The organism is Mesorhizobium sp. WSM4817, from assembly GCF_055811135.1.
In genome coordinates, this window is sequence record NZ_JBVVQQ010000021.1 from 84635 (window position 1) to 101538 (window position 16904).

Here is a 16904-nt window from a genome sequence, read left to right on the forward strand (position 1 = left end):
CGAAGCCCGCGTCGCCGGGGCAAGCCAACTCAAGGTTCACCCGATAGTGGTTCCAGCTTCGAGCTTCCTCGCCTCCTTCATGTTCGGCAAAAAAACCGTCAGCAGCCCAAGCAGCGGCAAATACGAGCAGACCTGAAAGACGAAGTCGATGCCTTTCATATCGGCGACGACGCCGAGCACGGCGGCGGCGATGCCGCCCATGCCAAAGGCGAAGCCGAAGAAGATGCCGGCGATCATGCCGACGCGGCCGGGCACCAGTTCCTGGGCGAAGACGACGATGTTCGAGAAGGCCGAGGACAGGATCAGGCCGATCAGCACGGTCAGGATCATCGTCCATTCGAAATTGGCGTAGGGCAGGGCCAGCGTAAACGGCAGCACGCCGACGATCGAGAACCAGATCATCGGCTTCTGTCCGTAGCGGTCGCCGAACGGGCCGCCGAGCAGGATGCCCAGCGCCGAGGCGCCGAGGAACAGGAACAGCATGACCTGCGACATCTGCACCGAAACGCCGAATTTATCGATGGCGTAGAAGGTGTAGTAACTGGCGAGGCTGGCAACGTAGGCGTTCTTGGTCAGCACCAGCAGGGTCAGCACCGCCAGCGCGCTCATCACCTTGCGGCGTGGGAAGGGTGAGACGAAGCCTGCCGCCTTGCGGTTGGCGAGCGAGGCGCGCAGCCGGCTGTACCAGCCGCCGACCCGCCACAGCACGACGATGCCGATCAGCGAGCCGGCGGCGAACCACGCTATGCTGGTCTGGCCGAACGGCACGACGATGAAGGCGGCGAGCAGCGGCCCGATGGCCTGGCCGAGATTGCCGCCGACCTGGAACAGCGATTGCGCCAGGCCGAACCTGCCGCCCGAGGCGAAGCGGGCGATGCGCGAGGATTCCGGGTGGAAGATCGCCGAGCCAATGCCGATCAGCGACGCGCCGATCAGCAGGAGCCAATAGTGTCCGGCATAGGCCAGCACGATCAGGCCGATCAGCGAGGACGCCATGCCGTAGGGCAGCGAATAGGGCATCGGCCGCTTGTCGGTGACCATGCCGATCAGCGGCTGCAGCAATGACGCCGTCACCTGGAAGGTGAAGGTCAAAAGACCGATCTGCCAGAAATCGAGACGGTAATTGTCCTTCAGCAGCGGATAGATGGCCGACAGCAGCGACTGCATGATGTCGTTGACACAATGGCAGAAGCTCACCGCAAGGATGACGGTGAAGGCCGTCGCTTGCGCCGAAGTGTGGCTGGCCGTCGCCGGCGTGGCGGCGGAGGTGGCTGTCGTATCAGTCAACGCAGGCTCCATGGTCTTTTTGGCGGACGCTCCCGCAGGCGGCCCTTATGGCCCCGCCGCCTTATAAGTTACTTGCCGGGCGACTTCTTTCGTGGTTTGGTCCAATAGTTTCGCGAGTGGGCCAATAGCCAATGCCGCATGGCAAAGAAATCTTCAAAGCGGGCGACACCGATCTCGGCCAGTTCACCGATCTCGGGCTGCTGCGCCGCTGGCAATGGCTGGAGCAGGCCGTCGGGCCGGCGGTGGCCCTGCCGACCGAATTTCCCGACGGCTACCACGTGCCGCAGCACCGGCACAGCCGCAGTCAATTGCTGCATGCGCTTGTCGGCGTCGTGCTGGTGACGACGCGGCATGGGCGCTGGATGGTGCCGCCCGATCATGCGATGTGGATTCCTGCCGGGACCGAGCATTCCGTCGAGATGCTTGGCGACGTCAGCATGCGCTCGGTCTATGTGATGCCGGACGCTATTGCCGGGCTGCCGGATGGCTTGCGCGTCGTCGGCATCACCGATCTGATGCACAGCCTGATCGTGGAATCGGAAAAGCTGCCGCAGGGCGCCGAGTTGGAGGGGCGCGGCGGGCTGATCATGAGCCTCCTGCTGCATGAAATCCCGAACCTGCCGGAACGGCCGCTCGGCCTGCCTTTTCCTTCGGATGCAAGGCTTGCGGCACTGTGCCGGCGCTTCGTCGCAGCACCCTCGCCGCACGCGACGATCGACGAATGGGCCGATATCGTCGGCATGAGCCGGCGTTCCTTCACCCGCGCCTTTCATCGCCAGACCGGATTGTCGTTGTCGACATGGCGCCAGCAGGCCTGCCTGTTCGCGGCCTTGCCGAGGCTGGCGGACGGCGAGCCGATCACAAGGGTGGCGCTCGATCTCGGCTATGACAGCGTGCCGGCCTTCATCACCATGTTCAAGCGCATGCTGGGGGCGTCGCCACGCGGCTATATGCGCGGCTCAAGGGACAACATCAGGGTGTCGAACGGAAGCGCATGACCCCGAAAGGATCATGCGCAAAATCAAGGTGCTACAGCGTCCTTTGCGCGTCTCTGGACGCGCGGCGTTGTATCGCGGGCAGATTTCAGTCGAACAGGCTCGACACCGACTCTTCGGTCGCCGTGCGCGAGATCGCCTCGCCCATCAGGTCGGCGATGGAGACGACGCGGATGTTGCTGGCGTCGAGCACCGCCTGGGTCGGCTGGATGGAATCGGTGATGACCAGTTCCTGCAGCTTCGAGGCGCCGATGCGTGCGATGGCGCCGCCGGACAGAACGCCATGGGTGGTGTAGGCGGTGACGCTGGTGGCGCCGGCGGCAAGCAGCGCATCGGCCGCATTGCACAAGGTACCGCCCGAATCGATGATGTCGTCGATCAGCAGGCAATCCTTGCCGCGCACGTCGCCGATGACGTTCATGACTTCCGATTCGCCAGGGCGCTCGCGACGCTTGTCGACGATGGCAAGCTGGGCGTCGATGCGCTTGGCGAGCGCGCGGGCACGGACCACGCCGCCGACATCCGGCGACACGACCATGACATTGGCAAGCCGCTTGTATTTCGCCTTTACATCGCGGGCCATGACCGGCACCGAGAAGAGATTGTCGGTCGGGATGTCGAAAAAGCCCTGGATCTGGCCGGCGTGGAGATCCAGCGTCAAGACGCGATCGACCCCGGCCCGCGTGATCATGTTGGCGACCAGCTTGGCCGAGATCGGCGTGCGGCCCGAGGCGCGGCGGTCTTGCCTTGCATAGCCGAAATAGGGAATGACCGCCGTGATGCGCTTGGCCGACGAGCGCATGAAGGCATCGATCATGATGAGCAGTTCCATCAGGTGATCGTTGGTCGGGAACGAGGTGGACTGCAGGATGAAGACATCCTCGCCACGCACATTCTCCTGGATCTCAACGAAGATTTCCTGATCGGCGAAGCGCCTGACGCTGGCTTTGCCCAGCGGGATGTTGAGATAGCGGGCGACCGCTTCGGCCAGCACCCTGTTGGAATTGCCCGCGAAAAGCTTCATGCACCGTTCCTGGTGAAGGATGGAGACTCTGGCAGACTCTCTTGAGCCCCTTAGTCGGGGCTTTTAGCGGCCCGTGCCGGTATTGCAAGCGTCGTGATCGGGAATCCGCCGGCTAATCTCAATAAACGTCGACGGCGAGGGAAGCCGGCAACATGTCAGCCCGCCGGTCAGCCCGCTTGGCCGCCAAGCCATGTGGCGAACTGGTCGATCGTCTGGTCGGCGATCGCCTGCATGGTTTCCGGCGCGACCGCAGCCCACCCTTCGCCACCATTGACCGAGGCCGCCTTCTGCTGGCCGTTGATGCGATGCAGCCGGTTGCCTGCCGGGTCATAGACGTCCCAGACATAGATGACGGTGGTATCCTTGCCTTCCGACATCGTCGAGAAATAGCCTTTCAGCACGTGCGTCGGGGTCTGGCCGGCGCTGCCTGCCAAGGTGATGCCGCGCTGCTTGGCTCGCGTCTGAAGCGCCGCGGTCAGCGGTGTCGCGGCTTCCACCGAGGCGCCGACGATCGGCGCTACCTGCAGGCGGCTTCGTGCGATGACGGCGGCGCTCTTTGCGGGCGGCGCGGTCGTGGTTGCAGGCTGCGCAGGGGCGGAAGGCTGTGTTGCTGCGGGAGGCTGCGCGGTCGTCGCAGGTGCGGTGGGTGTTGCAGCCGTGCCGCTTCCGGCCGTTGGCACGGTCTGTGTCGACTGCGGGGCGATGGCCGAGGGTTCGAGAACGTCCTTCGCGTTGGTGCAGGCGGCCAGCGCCAGCGCCGCGAGCAATGACACGGTCGTCGCATGCGATCGCCTCATTTGCCTCAAAACTCCCTGGCGATGAACGCCTCTTGCATTCTTACCATTATGGATTCATTGCACAATCAAGTCGAGATCATGGCGGGACAGCGGCTTCGGCTGCGATTCAGTCGTCAGATAGGTGCGGCCAAGCGTCATTGCCGTCTCGGTTTCGGAGTCCATGATGATCATATGGGCGAACAGCGTCATGTTCGGCGCGATCGGTTCGGGATTGCCCTGATAGAACATCGGCATGTCCATCCATGATGGGGTGAAGCGGGCGCCGAGCGAATAGCCGCAGGCGTTGAGCCGGTGCTTGGTCAAATTGTGGGTTTCGAGCGTGCGGGCATGCGCGTCGAACACGTCGCCGAAGGTATTTCCGGGCGTCATCGCCTTTTCGACCGCCAGAAGTGCGGCGCGCGCAGCATCGAACAGCTCCTGGTGACGTTTCGACACCTTGCCGGTCAGCACGGTGCGCATCATCGCCGCATGGTAATGGTGGAAGACGCCGGCCCATTCGAGCGTCAACTGGTCGTTCTTGCTCAGCTTGCGGCGGCCAGCCTTGTATCGGCAAAGCAGTGCGTCCACGCCAGAGCCGATGATGAACTCGTTGGCCGGATAGTCGCCGCCGCCGGCAAAGATCGCGCCCTGCATGGCGGCGAGGATCAAGGCTTCGTCGCCACCCTGCTTGATCAGCGGCAGGGCCGCGTCCAGAGCGTCGTCGGCGAGATTTGCGGCCTTTTCCACCTTGGCGATCTCGGCCGGGCTCTTGAACAGGCGCAGCCGGCTGATGATGCCGGACGCGTCGGCGATCTGGCCAAAGGTCTGCAATTGCTCGTCCAGGCGCCGGCCATTGTAGGCGGTCAGGCCGTGGGTGTCGTATTCGACGCCGATGCGGGCGCCGAGCAGGTCGAGGTCGTTGAGCAAATTGCGCAGGTCGATCGCCGGATTGGCGCCGTCGCGGTCGGTCCACAGCACGATGTTGTCGATGATCGAGGTGTGGCGCGCCTGGCGCAGATCGGCCGAGCGCGTGAGCAGGATCATCGAGCCGTCCGCCTTCACCACCAGGCACTGGAAGAAGCAGAAGCCGAACGTATCGTAGCCGGTCAGCCAGTACATGCTCTCCTGCGCAAACAAAAGGACGGCATCGAGCTTCTTCTCGGCGATCTCGATCATCAGCCGATCGCGCCGCGCGTCAAATTCCGACCGTTCGAAATGCAGCGCCATTATTCTGTCTCCAAAACGATTGCCGAAATCTGCCGCCCGTAATCCGGCTCCTTGCGATGGGTGCTGCGCCGGTAGGAATAGAACAGATCCTCCTCGGCGTAGGTGCAGCGGCCGAGCCCATCGGCGGTGACGCCGGCCCGGGTCAGCCGATCGACCGTATAGCGGTTGAGGTCGAACATTGCATGTCCCGGCTTCGCTGATGGCGCGAAATAGCTGATATTGTCGGCATCGGCCTCGATGAAACGAGCGATGAATTCCGGGCCGACTTCATAGTTTTCCGGGCCGATGGACGGACCGAGCACCGCAACGATGCGCTCGCGCCGGGCGCCGAGGCTTTCCATCGCCGCAATGGTGTTTTCCAGCACGCCTGACAAGGCGCCCTTCCAGCCGGCATGGGCTGCGCCGACGATTCGCGCCTCGGCATCGGCGAACAGCACCGGTCCGCAATCGGCCGTCGAGGCGCCCACCGCAATCCCCGGCCGGTCGGTGACGACGGCGTCGGCCTTCGGCCGCTCGCCGGGAAAGGGCTCCCTGGCGATGACGACATCGGGCGAATGGATCTGGTGGGCGGTCAACAGACGGCTTGATGGCACGCCCATCCAGTCGGCGACGCGGCGGCGGTTCTCGGCGACCTGCGTCTGGTCGTCGCTCGAGCCGGTGCCGATGTTGAGGCCCTGAAAGATGCCGCTTGAGACGCCGCCGACGCGGGTGAAATAGCCGTGGCGAATGCCTTGCGCCCGCGCTTTCTCCAGCAAGGGCGACCGAACGGGATCCGGTTTGGTCTGATTCAGCATGGCTGCGTTGTTGTCCGTGAGAGCGATTTCGTCAAGCGACAGTCGAAAGATGGCGACAGTCCAACGGCGACAGTCGGAAGGCGGGAGAGTGGGAGAGGCGGCAGTGCAAAGTCAATCCGTCGTTGCAAAGGGCGGAGCGGCGATGCCGGCAGGCAGGACAGCAAGCACCTTGAACAGGTCGCCCATGGCTTGCGGGCCGGCGAGGCGTTCGACCTCGCCCGCAATCTTTTCGCGAGCCGCCTCATTGGCATTGGCGCCGAGCTGGCCGGCGCGTTCGAGAAGCCCCATTTCCACCAGGAATTCGCCTTGCGTGGAGAGATGGGCATCGAGGCCATGCGCCCGCACGATCGCGGCAAGGGCGGCGAAATCGACATGGGCGGTGAGGTCGGCTTCGCCTGGATTGGCCAGCACATCTTCGTGATCGTGCTTGCGCAAGGCCTGCAACGTGTCGCCGATCCCTGGCTGGAGGTAGCCATAGTCGAGGAACAGGCCGGCGCCGCCGAGCCCGGCCAAGCGCTCGGCGATGGTCGCCATCAGCGCGGCTCGGGCCGGCGCGACCTCGACGATCGCGCCCTGTGGCGCGTTTTCGGCATCGTCCGGCAACAGTGTTGGATCGACCGAGCCGGCGCCGGCGAAGACGTGCAATTCGTCGGCGCCATCGAGGCCGATCATCCGTTCGCGCCAGCCTGTTCCGGCGCGGACGAACTGGCGGATCGGCACCGCGTCGAACAATTCGTTGCCAACGATGAAAAGCGGGGTTTGCGGCAAGGTGTCGATGCTTTCGTGCCAGCCGATCGCGGCAGGAGTGGCGGCAAGCGTTTGCTTCTGGACATCGGCCAGTCGCGGACTGGTCTCGATCATGGCGAACGACGCACCGGCGGTCAGCGCCGGATCGAGCCGCGCAAGCGTGCGCAGCATGTCCTTCATCAGCGTGCCGCGGCCGGGGCCGATCTCGGCGATGGTGGCCGGCATCGGCCGGCCGGTCGCCAGCCAGGCTTCGTAGAGCCAGACGGCGATCAGCTCGCCGAACATCTGGCTGATCTCCGGCGCGGTGACGAAGTCGCCGGCAGCCCCGAACGGCTCGCGCGTCGTATAGTAGCCGTCCAGCGGATCGAACAGGCAAAGCGCCATGTAGTGGTTGACGGGGATCGGCCCCGCCGCACCGATCAGCTCGACGATGCGGGTTTTCAGCCGGGTCATACCGGCTGTGGCTGTGTTACCGCCCTAGGGCGACGTGCGTCCATTTGGACGCACAAAGTACGCCCTGGCACTTTGATTCTACGCATCGTGCTTCCCCAAAATCGATTCCGATTTTTGGGCCGATGCGGTAGCAGTCACCATCGCCCAGATGCCGGCCAGCAGCATCGGCAGCGACAGCACCATGCCCATCGTCAGCCAGTTGGTGCCGAGGAGGTAGCCGAGCTGCTGGTCGGGCTCGCGGAAGAATTCGACGAGGATGCGCGAGAGACCGTAACCGGCGATGAAGGCGCCGCCGACGAAGCGCGGCGTCTTCAGCTTGAGCCTGGAATGGGTGAAGAAGCGCAGGACCAGGAACAGCACCAGGCCTTCGAGCAGCGCCTCGTAGAGCTGGCTCGGATGGCGCGCAAATGGCCCGCCATTGGGGAATTCGACCGCCCATGGCACGTCGGTCGGCCTGCCCCAGAGTTCGGAGTTGATGAAATTCGCCATGCGGACGAGGCCAAGGCCGACCGGCACGCCGGCCGCCACCACGTCGAACAGCGACCAGGTGCGGATGCCGCGCGACCAGGAAAACAGCGTCATGGCGAGAATGACGCCGAGCAGCCCGCCATGGAACGACATGCCGCCCTGCCAGACAGCAAGGATATCAAAGGGTTGAGCGATGTAGCGCGGCAGGTCGTAAAACAGCACGTAGCCGACACGCCCGCCAAGCACCACGCCGATAGCCGCCCAGACGATGAAGTCGTCGAGATCCTCGGGCTTCATGGGCACGGTGCCGTCGGGCCAGAGCCTTGCATTGGTGACGAGCCGCTTGGCATACCACCAGGCGAAGAGAATGCCGACGATGTAGCCGACGCCATACCAATGCACCGCCAGCGGCCCGATCTGGACGATGACCGGGTCGATGTTGGGGAAGGGCAGGACGGCCAACGGCAGCATAAGATACTCGCTCAACAGGATCTCCCGGTTGCGATCACGTTCGGGCGCGGACCATGCGGCAGGGTTTTGGCCCGGTCAAGGCGACGCTGGCGCGGCAAATACGGCTTCGGGAAGCGGGCTGATCGCGCCGGTACTGCCGCCTCACAGCTTGGTCCCGGCCAATCCCTTGTATTTGGCCTCCAGGCGGTCAAGCACCTCTTCCGCAGGCTTCACCCGCCCTGCGTCGGCATCGCCGATGCCCTTGGCGAGCGCGGCGTCGCGTGCGGCAAGACGCTGGTCCAAATTCGCACTGAAAGCCATTGCAGGCCCCGTCAAAATGCTCTTTCTTGGACGGTACCAGCTATGGCTTGCGAGGTCAGGTCAAATTGCACCCGACTTGATGACGCAGCAGCCTCAACGTTCTTGCATTCCGCGTCGCGCGCCACTACGTCAAATCGAGCAAGCGAGGATTTGCCATGTCGACCGGACCGAACCGCATTCTCGATGAATTCGCCAAGCTGATGACCGACGCTGCCGGTGCCGCGCAAGGCGTGCGCCGCGAAGTGGAAACAGCCTTCAAGGGGCAGGCCGAGCGTGTTCTCAACTCGATGGACCTGGTGCAGCGCGAAGAATTCGAGGCCGCCCGCGACATGGCGGTAAAAGCCAGGGAAGAAAACACCCGTCTCGCTGCGCGCATCGAGACGCTTGAGGCAAAGCTCGCCGATCTGACCGGGCAGGCCGCGCCTGCGGCTGCGGCAAAGCCCAGACCAAAAAAATAACGTTAAACTTTTCCACAAAGCACAATCGCAAAAAGCGCTTTGTCGTGAATCGCTTACCGGCATTGCGTGAATCTTTGTGACAGCGGGTTTCCACATGCGAATGACGCAGTGCGAAAAATTGGGCTGGTCACGCGACTCCCGATCAATAGACTGAATTTGTTGCATGATTCGGAGCAGGGTCATGCGCCGGGCGGTGGGGTCCGGTCTGGGGTCTTTGTGCGTTGACGAAGTCCTGGCCGTCCGAAGATCTAGACAAAATTGTTCGTTGTGGGTGCCCCGCCGGCCGAGGCGAAGGAACGACAGGAAGCATTCATGGAACTTCTCGAACTCGAATTCTCGCGCGAAATCCATCCGGTGGATGTTATCGAGCAGGTGGCGCACAACAACGACTGGTCCTTCGAACGGGCCGGCGACGACGAGATTTCGATTTCGGTTGCCGGAAGCTGGACCGACTACCACGTCTCATTTTCCTGGATGGAGGATTTCGAGGCGCTGCATCTGGCCTGCGCTTTCGACATCAAGGTGCCGGAGGCGCGCGCGCTCGAAGTGATGCGGCTGCTTTCGCTGATCAACGAGCAGATGCTGTTCGGCCATTTCGACCTCTGGGAGCAGGAGGGCGCAATCATGTTCCGCCAGTCGCTGCTGCTCGCCGGCGGGGTCGAGCCCTCGAGCCAGCAGGTCGAGGTGCTGCTGTCGTCGGCGCTGGAAGCCTGCGAATGCTATTTCCAGGCGTTCCAGTTCGTCGTCTGGTCGGGAACCTCGGCCAAGGACGCGCTGGCCGGCGTCCTGTTCGAGACCTACGGAAACGCCTGAGCCAGGTCCTCCATGAGTTCGAGCAGCCAGCGCAAGCCCGAGATCAGCTTCGCCGATTTCGACCGTGTCGACATTCGCGCCGGCACGATCGTCGAGGCCGTGCCGTTTCCGGAGGCGCGCAAGCCGTCGATCAAGCTGAAGATCGATTTCGGCGCTGACATCGGAGTGAAGAAATCGTCGGCGCAGATCACCAAATACTATGCGCCCGAGACGCTGCTCGGCCGGCAGGTGTTCGCGGTGGTCAATTTTCCGCCGCGGCAGATCGGCCCCTTCATGTCGGAAGTGCTGACGCTTGGCTTTCCCGACGAGGAGGGTGCGGTCGTCCTCGGTGCGATCGAACGCAGGGTGCCTGACGGCGGCCGACTGTTCTAGCTTCGTCACCGAAGCCGACGCGCAGACTTTCCGTGGCCGTTCCTGGGTTTGATCTCAAACGCATCGAGCGCGCCATTCTGATGCGAGCTCCACCGATCTCCCACGAAAAATGGTTGCGCTCTGGACAGTTATAGGTGCGAGCAATTGTTTGAACTCGACCATCGGCACGAGGATGAAGCGCGTGGTTTCCCCAAAGTCGTGATCACCAGAACCTCGGCGACAACATCGATTGAGCTTTCGTTGTGAGCGGTCATATGATCGATTTTCAGTCGAAGAGCCCTTGAGAGATTAGATGGTTTGGACCACCCCAAACGGATTAGTCGACAGTCCAACAGTCCAGGCTTATTGTTTTGACGCGGCATCTGTCGAGCTGTGCCGCCAATTCTCGGGAGGATACGATGGTTCGACTGCTGACTGCGATTTTCGCTGTGCTTTCCCTTTGCCTCTTTTCGTGGTCGTCCGCCAACGCTGACCCCGTCGACGATCAGGTGAAAGCCGCTTACGTGGCCTGGGACGCTGCGTTCAACAAAGCAGACGCAAAGGCGGTTGCGGCGTTCTACACCGACGACGCGATCTTCTTACCCGCCACCCATGACGTCATCAAGGCACCGGACGGGGTCGAGAAATTCTTTGGCGGCCTCTTCGGCATGGGAGTGACAGGCCACAAGCTCGAACTGATCGAAGCAGGAGGTGACGGCAACCTGCTGTTTGGCACGGCGAAATGGTCGGCCAAGGGTAAAGACGCCAATGGTGCGGATCAGCCGTGGGCCGGGGTGGCAACCCACGTCTTCGAAAAGCAGGCAGATGGCAGCCTGAAACTTCGGCTGCACACCTTCAACTGATCAACGGCGTTCTCTGCTTCCGACGGTCCGCTACCCGGTCGCTGCCCCAGCTAGCGCAGTCACGACCAGACGGACGCCAAGAGCTGCCCCCTGGCTCGCGCAAGAAATTGAGATCGATCAGCGCCTCCGCTGCCTGTTCTCGGCAAAGCGTTCCGGATGAACCTGTGGAGCAAGTGCGGCCCGCCGCCGCCTCAACCCGACAAGTTCTTCACCGAAACGGGCCGCTCGCAGGTCACGAAATGGATCCTCGGGTCTGCGCGCCGGCGTTGCCGCCGCTTCGCCCGTGGATAACAAAAGGTGGTGTCAGTTTTCGCTGGGTGCCCAGCGCCTCGCCAACCGTTTCCAGGAACATTTCCACGCAGGCCTTCCAGCTATAGCGCATTGCCCGTTGGCGCGCCTCTTCGCGGTCGACATCGAGCGCGGCGAGCGCGGCCTCACGCAAATCGTTCGATACGGCTCCGCCGACGCCGTCCCCGACAATGTCGATCGGTCCGGTCACCGGATAGGCTGCGACCGGCGTGCCGCTGGCCAGCGCCTCGATGATGACATTGCCGAACGTGTCGGTGCGGCTGGGAAAAATGAAGACATCGGCCGAGGCATAGATTTCGGCCAGTTCGTCGTTCGGGCGGTGGCCAAGGAAATGGGCATCGTTGTATCTGGCCTTGAGCCTGGCCAACTCAGGTCCCTCGCCGACGACCACCTTGCTGCCGGGCAAATCCAGGTCGAGGAAGGCGGCCAGGTTCTTTTCGATCGCGACGCGGCCAACGCAGAGGAAGATCGGTCGCTCGAGCCCCATATCCTTTTTCTTGTCCGGCCGGAAATGGTCGGTATCGACGCCGCGCGTCCATGGCCTGAGCTTGGTGAAGCCGCGCGCCGCCAGATCGTCCGCCAGAGACTGGGTGGCGACCAGCGTGCCTTGTCCGGAATTGTGGAAATCGCGAAGCCAGCGATAGGCCCAGGCTTCCGGTATTGGCAGCCGCGCGCTCAGATATTCCGGAAAGCGCGTGTGATAGCTAGTCGTGAACGGCCGGCCTGCCTTGCGGCAATAGCGCCGCGCCATGATACCGAGCGGGCCTTCGGTGACGATATGGATATGATCGGCATTGCGCGCTTCGATCAGGCGCGCCACGCGGCCTGGCGTCGTCAGCGCCAGCCGGATGTCCGGGTAGGTCGGCAGCGGCAAGGTGCGAAAGATATTCGGGGTCAGGAAGTCCGTCTCGACGTCGAAGGATTTCAGGGTTTCTGAAAGCCGTTCCAGCGTATGGACAACGCCGTTGACTTGCGGGCGCCAGGCGTCGGTGACCATCAGGATGCGCATAGCAGGCCTTTGCTTGAAAGGTCGTCGGTTTCCTTGATGCGGGGCCGCAAGGCCGAATCAATCAGGATCACGCGCTTCATGCGCGCTCTTCAGCATGGTTTCATGACGCGCCGATGAAGGCAGTGCCTATGGTCGTCTACAACCACCTGAAAGCACGATGCGTAGCTTCAACGTGTTAGTGCGCCCAAGGACGCAACGTCATTCTAATCAGGCCGGAACCTTGATGACGGCGCGCAAGCCGCCGAGCGGGCTCTTGTCGAGCATGATGTCGCCGCCGTGGCTGCGGGCAATGTCGCGTGCGATGGCAAGGCCAAGGCCGGTGCCGCTGGCGTCGAGGTTGCGGGCTTCGTCAAGCCGCACGAAAGGCTTGAACACGTGCTCGCGCTTTTCAGGCGGAATGCCCGGACCGTCGTCGTCGATGGTGACGAGCAGCGAGCCGCGGCCGTGGTTGGCGTTGATCTCAACCGTCTTGGCATAACGGAAGGCGTTGCCGACGACATTGGACAGCAGCCGGGCAAAGGCGTGCGGCCGCACATGCACATTTGGATCGCCGGCGAGCGAGGTCGACAGTTTGCGCTTGCGCAGCGTCGCCTCCTCGCCGAGCTTGTCGAAATAGGCTTCAAGGTTGAAACGGCCGGCGTCTTCCGTTGCCTCGCCGCGGGCAAAGGCGAGATAGCCTTCCAGCATCGACTGCATGTCGTCGATGTCCTGGCCGAGCGCCTCGGTGTCGGCCTTGGTCCCGGTCAGCGCAAGCTGCAGCTTGAAGCGCGTGAGGATGGTCCTCAAATCGTGACTGACGCCGCTCAGCATGGCGGTGCGCTGTTCGAGCTGGCGTTCGATGCGTTCGCGCATCTGGATGAAGGCAAAGCCGGCGCGGCGAACCTCCTCGGCACCGCGCGGACGGAAATCGAGCGGCATCGGCCGGCCCTTGCCGAAACTTTCGGCGGCCTCGGCCAGCGTCAGGATCGGCCGGATCTGGTTGCGCAGGAACGGGATGGCGATCATCAGCAGCACCAGCGAGGTGCCGACCATCCAGATCAGGAAAATGTGCGTGTTCGAGGCATAGGCCTGGCTGCGGCGCACGAAGGCGCGCAGCACCTTGCCTTCGAGCTGGACGCGGACCTCGATGATATTGGAATTGCCGACCGTATCGATCCAGAACGGACCGTTGATCTGATGGGTGATCTCGGACGAGAGAATTTCGTCGAGGATCGAGAAGAACGGCTTTGGACCGGGCGCCGGCAGCGGATCGGGCGGCAGCAAGTCGATCTTCAGCTGCATGCGATCCTGCGCGATGCGGATAATGTTGGCGTAGTCGGCGTCGTGCGGATAGGTTTCCACCAGGTCGACGATCGCGGCAATGTCGCGGACCGTGGCCTGCGACAGGCGCTGCGTCACGGTCTGCCAGTGGCGTTCCATAAAGACAAAGGCGAGGACCGATTGCAGCAGGATCATCGGCGCGATGACGATGATCAGCGAGCGGGCATAGAGCCGCTTCGGCATGTAAAGCGAAACGAGGCGCCAGAACCGTTTCCAGGCAAGCGGCACGGCCTTCAGTGCCCGCCTGGCGCGAGCGCTCAAGCCGCGATCTCCCGGCCGTTCCAGTTGCGTGGTCGCCATTCGCCCTTTTTGCGCATCCGCAGCCGCTCGACAAGGGGCTGCGGGCGGCAGTCTATTCCACGCTGAGCCGATACCCAATACCGCGCACGGTCTGCAGCCAGACCGGATTGGACGGATCGCGCTCGATCTTGCGGCGCAGCCTGTTGATCTGGACGTCGATGGTGCGCTCGCCGACTTCGGATTCGTCGCCGACAAGTTCATGACGCGGTATCGTTTCGCCGGCACGGGCCGCGAAGATCGCCAGGATCTCCTGCTCGCGGTCGGTCAGCTTCAGAGCCTCGCCGCCGCGCTTGAGCTCGCGCCGGGCGATCTGGAACGTGTAAGGCCCGAAGACCAGCTGCTCGACCTTGGGCGTCGTTGCCGGACCGCCGCGGCGCAGGATGTTGTTGATGCGCAGGATCAATTCGCGGGGATCGAAAGGCTTCGGCAGATAGTCGTCGGCGCCGGCCTCGAGCCCGGTGATCCGGCTGTCGGTCTCGGACAGCGCGGTAAGCATCAGGATCGGCACGTTCTTGGTTGCCCGCAATGCCTTGGCGAGATCGACGCCTGTTTCGCCCGGCATCATGATATCGAGCACCAGCAGATCGAAATCGAGGCCGGCGAGCTTGCGCCGCGCTTCGCTGGAATTTCCGGCAACGGTGACACGAAAGCCGTTTTCGGTCAGATATTGTTTGAGAAGATTGCGGATACGGGTATCGTCATCAATCACCAGCAGATGCGGCGCATCGTCGTCCGGTGCTGCCGGTTGATCAACCTTTTCAATGGTCTCCATGGCTTTTCCCTGACGTTTTTGCGGGCACAATGTCGATCTGCGCCCTTAGTTCCGGATTGACCATCGCTTCCAGGAAGCGCTCGATCAAGGCGCGTTCGGTGGCTCCGGAATCTTCCAATGCAGCATGGATGCGGCGTGACTGTGGCCGTGCCAGCGCCAGCGCCAGGGCGCGGCCCTTGGCTGTCGGATAGAGCTCGCGCTGGCGGCGGTCGCGCGGACCCTGCAACTGGACGATGTGGTCGGTGTCGATCAGTTGCTTGAGCACGCGCGCCAGGCTCTGCTTGGTGATCTTCAGCACGTCGAGGAGTTCGGCGACCGTCAGGCCCGGCCTGCGATTGACGAAATGCAGAACCCGGTGATGGGCGCGGCCGAAACCATAGTCGGACAGGATCTGGTCCGGATCGGAGGTAAAATCGCGATAGGCGAAGAAGAACAGTTCGATGATGGCAAAGTCGATGCCGTCCTCGTCGGTGATCGCCGTCCTGATCGGTTTTCCGGCTGGGTGGCTGCGATCCGTCATCATTTCTCCGTGCGAAAGGGAAATTATGTCAGTACTATTGACGTAATTTCCCGGCAATGGTAATTTTTGACAAGCTTTGCGGCGGATTGCGAACGAAAAGGCAAGGGAAAGCCGTTTTTCCGGAACTTCCTGTGTTTGCCAGACCTTATATATCCGCCTACGCTTCGAGATAGCGGCCGCCCGGTGCGGCTGACAAGAAACGCGCAACGATGTGCGGGCGGCCGCCCGCGGGAGGTTACCATGGCATCCGTTCCCTTTGACCAAATGGACGGCTTTATCTGGATGAACGGCGAGTTCGTCCAATGGGCCGACGCCAAGATCCACTTGCTGACCCATGGCCTGCACTACGCCAGCGCGGTGTTCGAGGGCGAACGCGCCTATGGCGGCGAGATTTTCAAGCTGACCGATCACAGCGAGCGCCTGCACGAATCGGCACGCCTGCTCGGCTTCAAGATTCCCTATTCGGTTGCCGAGATCGACGACGCCTGCCGCACGCTGTTGAAGAAGCAGGGTTTTCGGGATGCCTATGTCCGGCCGATCGCCTGGCGCGGCAGCGAACAGATGGGCGTCTCGGCGCAAAACAGCCGGATCAACTGCGCCATCGCCATCTGGCAGTGGCCCAGCTATTTCGATCCGGCACAGAAGCTGAAGGGCATCCGCCTCGATCTGGCCGAATGGCGCCGCCCCGATCCGCGCACCGCGCCGTCGAAATCGAAGGCCGCCGGCCTCTACATGATCTGCACCATGTCCAAGCATGCCGCCGAAGCCAAAGGCTATGCCGACGCCATGATGCTCGACTGGCGCGGCCAGGTTGCGGAAGCAACCGGCGCCAACATCTTCTTCGTCAAGGACGGCAAGATCCACACACCCACCCCCGATTGCTTCCTCGACGGCATCACCCGCCGTACAGTCATTGGTCTTGCCAAGGATCGCGGCTTCGAGGTGATCGAGCGCACCATCATGCCGGAAGAACTCGAAGGCTTCCAGCAGTGCTTCCTCACCGGAACGGCGGCCGAGGTGACCCCCGTTTCAGAGATCGGTCCATACCGATTCGAGGTGGGCGAAATCGCCAAGACTCTGATGAACGACTATTCTGCAGCCGTTCAACCCAAGCATGCGATTGCCGCAGAATAACGAAAGTCACAACTTTTTTAACAAGTAGGGGCGGTTTTCGGACTGCCCCTTTTATTTAAGCACCTCGGCATTTGACTTTCGTCCAGTTCGGCGTCTCATGATGCTGTCGGCCCGGGAGGCTGGCAGCTATGGAGGGACTGGCAATATGGACATGAACACGCTTCTTCAGATCATTGTTCAGGTGATTATGGGTGTCATTGGTGGCCAGGCGGTGGGCGCCGCGCTCAAGACAGCGGCAATGGGGCAGCTTACCAAAATCCTCGGCGGCGCCCTTGGCGGCGTCGGCGGTGCGGCCATCCTCGGCAGCCTGCTCGGCGGTGGCACGATCGATCCGGCTGCAGCCGCAGCAGCAACGGGCGGATTGGGCAGCGCGCTGAATGTGCAGAACATCCTCGGCGGTGCCGGTGGTGGCGCCATTCTGACGGCCATCATCGGCGCGGTCATGAACGCGACGAAGAAGTAAGCCTAAAGCGCGTCGCGTTCGACCGACCTCACGCGATGCGCTTTAGGTTG

The 16904-nt window shown here is 62.6% G+C and carries 19 protein-coding genes; 7 read left to right on the top strand and 12 right to left on the bottom strand.

Features of this window, described 5'->3' with window-relative positions:
- Window positions 1-36: 36 nt before the first annotated feature.
- On the bottom strand, window positions 37-1287 hold the full coding sequence (locus tag AC0L2K_RS25215; protein ID WP_473532586.1) for an MFS transporter: 1251 nt from the start codon (window positions 1285-1287) through the stop codon (window positions 37-39).
- A 131-nt stretch (window positions 1288-1418) separates the two neighbouring features.
- On the opposite strand from AC0L2K_RS25215, the gene AC0L2K_RS25220 reads away from it, so the two are divergent.
- Window positions 1419-2285 (top strand): AraC family transcriptional regulator, encoded by an 867-nt coding sequence (locus AC0L2K_RS25220; protein ID WP_473532587.1) that lies wholly within the window; start codon window positions 1419-1421, stop codon window positions 2283-2285.
- Window positions 2286-2370: 85 nt separating this feature from the next.
- On the opposite strand, the gene AC0L2K_RS25225 is transcribed toward AC0L2K_RS25220, so the two are convergent.
- The 7 genes from AC0L2K_RS25225 to AC0L2K_RS25255 form a co-directional block, all read right to left on the bottom strand.
- On the bottom strand, window positions 2371-3306 hold the full coding sequence (locus AC0L2K_RS25225) for a ribose-phosphate pyrophosphokinase (RefSeq protein WP_023799890.1): 936 nt from the start codon (window positions 3304-3306) through the stop codon (window positions 2371-2373).
- 167 nt (window positions 3307-3473) lie between these two features.
- A complete protein-coding gene (locus tag AC0L2K_RS25230) occupies window positions 3474-4103 on the bottom strand; it encodes a hypothetical protein (protein ID WP_473532588.1) in 630 nt (209 codons plus the stop codon).
- A gap of 54 nt (window positions 4104-4157) precedes the next feature.
- A complete protein-coding gene (locus AC0L2K_RS25235; RefSeq protein ID WP_023799888.1) occupies window positions 4158-5309 on the bottom strand; it encodes a M24 family metallopeptidase in 1152 nt (383 codons plus the stop codon).
- Window positions 5309-6103: a peptidoglycan editing factor PgeF gene (pgeF, locus tag AC0L2K_RS25240; protein ID WP_473532589.1), complete on the bottom strand. Its 795-nt coding sequence runs from the start codon at window positions 6101-6103 to the stop codon at window positions 5309-5311. The genes AC0L2K_RS25235 and pgeF overlap by 1 nt, the downstream gene beginning before the upstream one ends.
- Before the next feature lie 111 nt (window positions 6104-6214).
- Window positions 6215-7303 carry a class I SAM-dependent methyltransferase gene (locus AC0L2K_RS25245; RefSeq protein WP_473532590.1) on the bottom strand — a complete coding sequence of 363 codons (1089 nt, stop codon included), beginning with the start codon at window positions 7301-7303 and terminating at the stop codon, window positions 6215-6217.
- A 78-nt stretch (window positions 7304-7381) separates the two neighbouring features.
- Window positions 7382-8257, bottom strand: coding sequence for a prolipoprotein diacylglyceryl transferase (gene lgt, locus AC0L2K_RS25250; protein WP_473532591.1), 876 nt, complete (start codon window positions 8255-8257; stop codon window positions 7382-7384).
- A 126-nt stretch (window positions 8258-8383) separates the two neighbouring features.
- Window positions 8384-8542, bottom strand: a complete 159-nt coding sequence (locus AC0L2K_RS25255; RefSeq protein WP_023799884.1) for a hypothetical protein — start codon at window positions 8540-8542, stop codon at window positions 8384-8386.
- Window positions 8543-8697: 155 nt separating this feature from the next.
- Between AC0L2K_RS25255 and AC0L2K_RS25260 the strand changes: the two genes are divergently transcribed.
- The 4 genes from AC0L2K_RS25260 to AC0L2K_RS25275 all read left to right on the top strand — a co-directional run bounded on the left by AC0L2K_RS25260 (window position 8698) and on the right by AC0L2K_RS25275 (window position 11027).
- On the top strand, window positions 8698-9000 hold the full coding sequence (locus AC0L2K_RS25260) for an accessory factor UbiK family protein (RefSeq protein ID WP_027151060.1): 303 nt from the start codon (window positions 8698-8700) through the stop codon (window positions 8998-9000).
- A 312-nt stretch (window positions 9001-9312) separates the two neighbouring features.
- The gene (locus tag AC0L2K_RS25265; protein WP_006202532.1) at window positions 9313-9813 is read left to right on the top strand and encodes a type III secretion system chaperone family protein; all 501 of its coding nucleotides are present in this window, start codon (window positions 9313-9315) and stop codon (window positions 9811-9813) included.
- A 12-nt stretch (window positions 9814-9825) separates the two neighbouring features.
- Entirely contained in the window at window positions 9826-10185 is a 360-nt protein-coding gene (locus AC0L2K_RS25270) for a tRNA-binding protein (protein ID WP_473532592.1), read from the top strand.
- Window positions 10186-10583: 398 nt separating this feature from the next.
- Window positions 10584-11027, top strand: coding sequence for a YybH family protein (locus tag AC0L2K_RS25275; protein ID WP_091598383.1), 444 nt, complete (start codon window positions 10584-10586; stop codon window positions 11025-11027).
- A gap of 232 nt (window positions 11028-11259) precedes the next feature.
- Here the strand turns inward: AC0L2K_RS25275 and AC0L2K_RS25280 are convergent, their stop codons facing one another.
- The 4 genes from AC0L2K_RS25280 to AC0L2K_RS25295 form a co-directional block, all read right to left on the bottom strand.
- On the bottom strand, window positions 11260-12345 hold the full coding sequence (locus tag AC0L2K_RS25280; RefSeq protein WP_473532593.1) for a glycosyltransferase family 4 protein: 1086 nt from the start codon (window positions 12343-12345) through the stop codon (window positions 11260-11262).
- A 207-nt stretch (window positions 12346-12552) separates the two neighbouring features.
- The gene (locus tag AC0L2K_RS25285; RefSeq protein WP_473532594.1) at window positions 12553-13965 is read right to left on the bottom strand and encodes an ATP-binding protein; all 1413 of its coding nucleotides are present in this window, start codon (window positions 13963-13965) and stop codon (window positions 12553-12555) included.
- A 52-nt stretch (window positions 13966-14017) separates the two neighbouring features.
- Entirely contained in the window at window positions 14018-14737 is a 720-nt protein-coding gene (locus AC0L2K_RS25290; protein ID WP_473532595.1) for a response regulator, read from the bottom strand.
- Window positions 14724-15257: a MarR family winged helix-turn-helix transcriptional regulator gene (locus AC0L2K_RS25295; protein ID WP_031255243.1), complete on the bottom strand. Its 534-nt coding sequence runs from the start codon at window positions 15255-15257 to the stop codon at window positions 14724-14726. Before AC0L2K_RS25295 ends, AC0L2K_RS25290 begins: the two co-directional genes overlap by 14 nt.
- 240 nt (window positions 15258-15497) lie before the next feature.
- Here AC0L2K_RS25295 and AC0L2K_RS25300 point away from each other — a divergent pair, with 240 nt between their 5' ends.
- A complete protein-coding gene (locus tag AC0L2K_RS25300) occupies window positions 15498-16391 on the top strand; it encodes a branched-chain amino acid aminotransferase (RefSeq protein WP_473532596.1) in 894 nt (297 codons plus the stop codon).
- A 145-nt stretch (window positions 16392-16536) separates the two neighbouring features.
- Window positions 16537-16854, top strand: coding sequence for a hypothetical protein (locus tag AC0L2K_RS25305; RefSeq protein WP_027151066.1), 318 nt, complete (start codon window positions 16537-16539; stop codon window positions 16852-16854).
- Window positions 16855-16904: the final 50 nt, after the last annotated feature.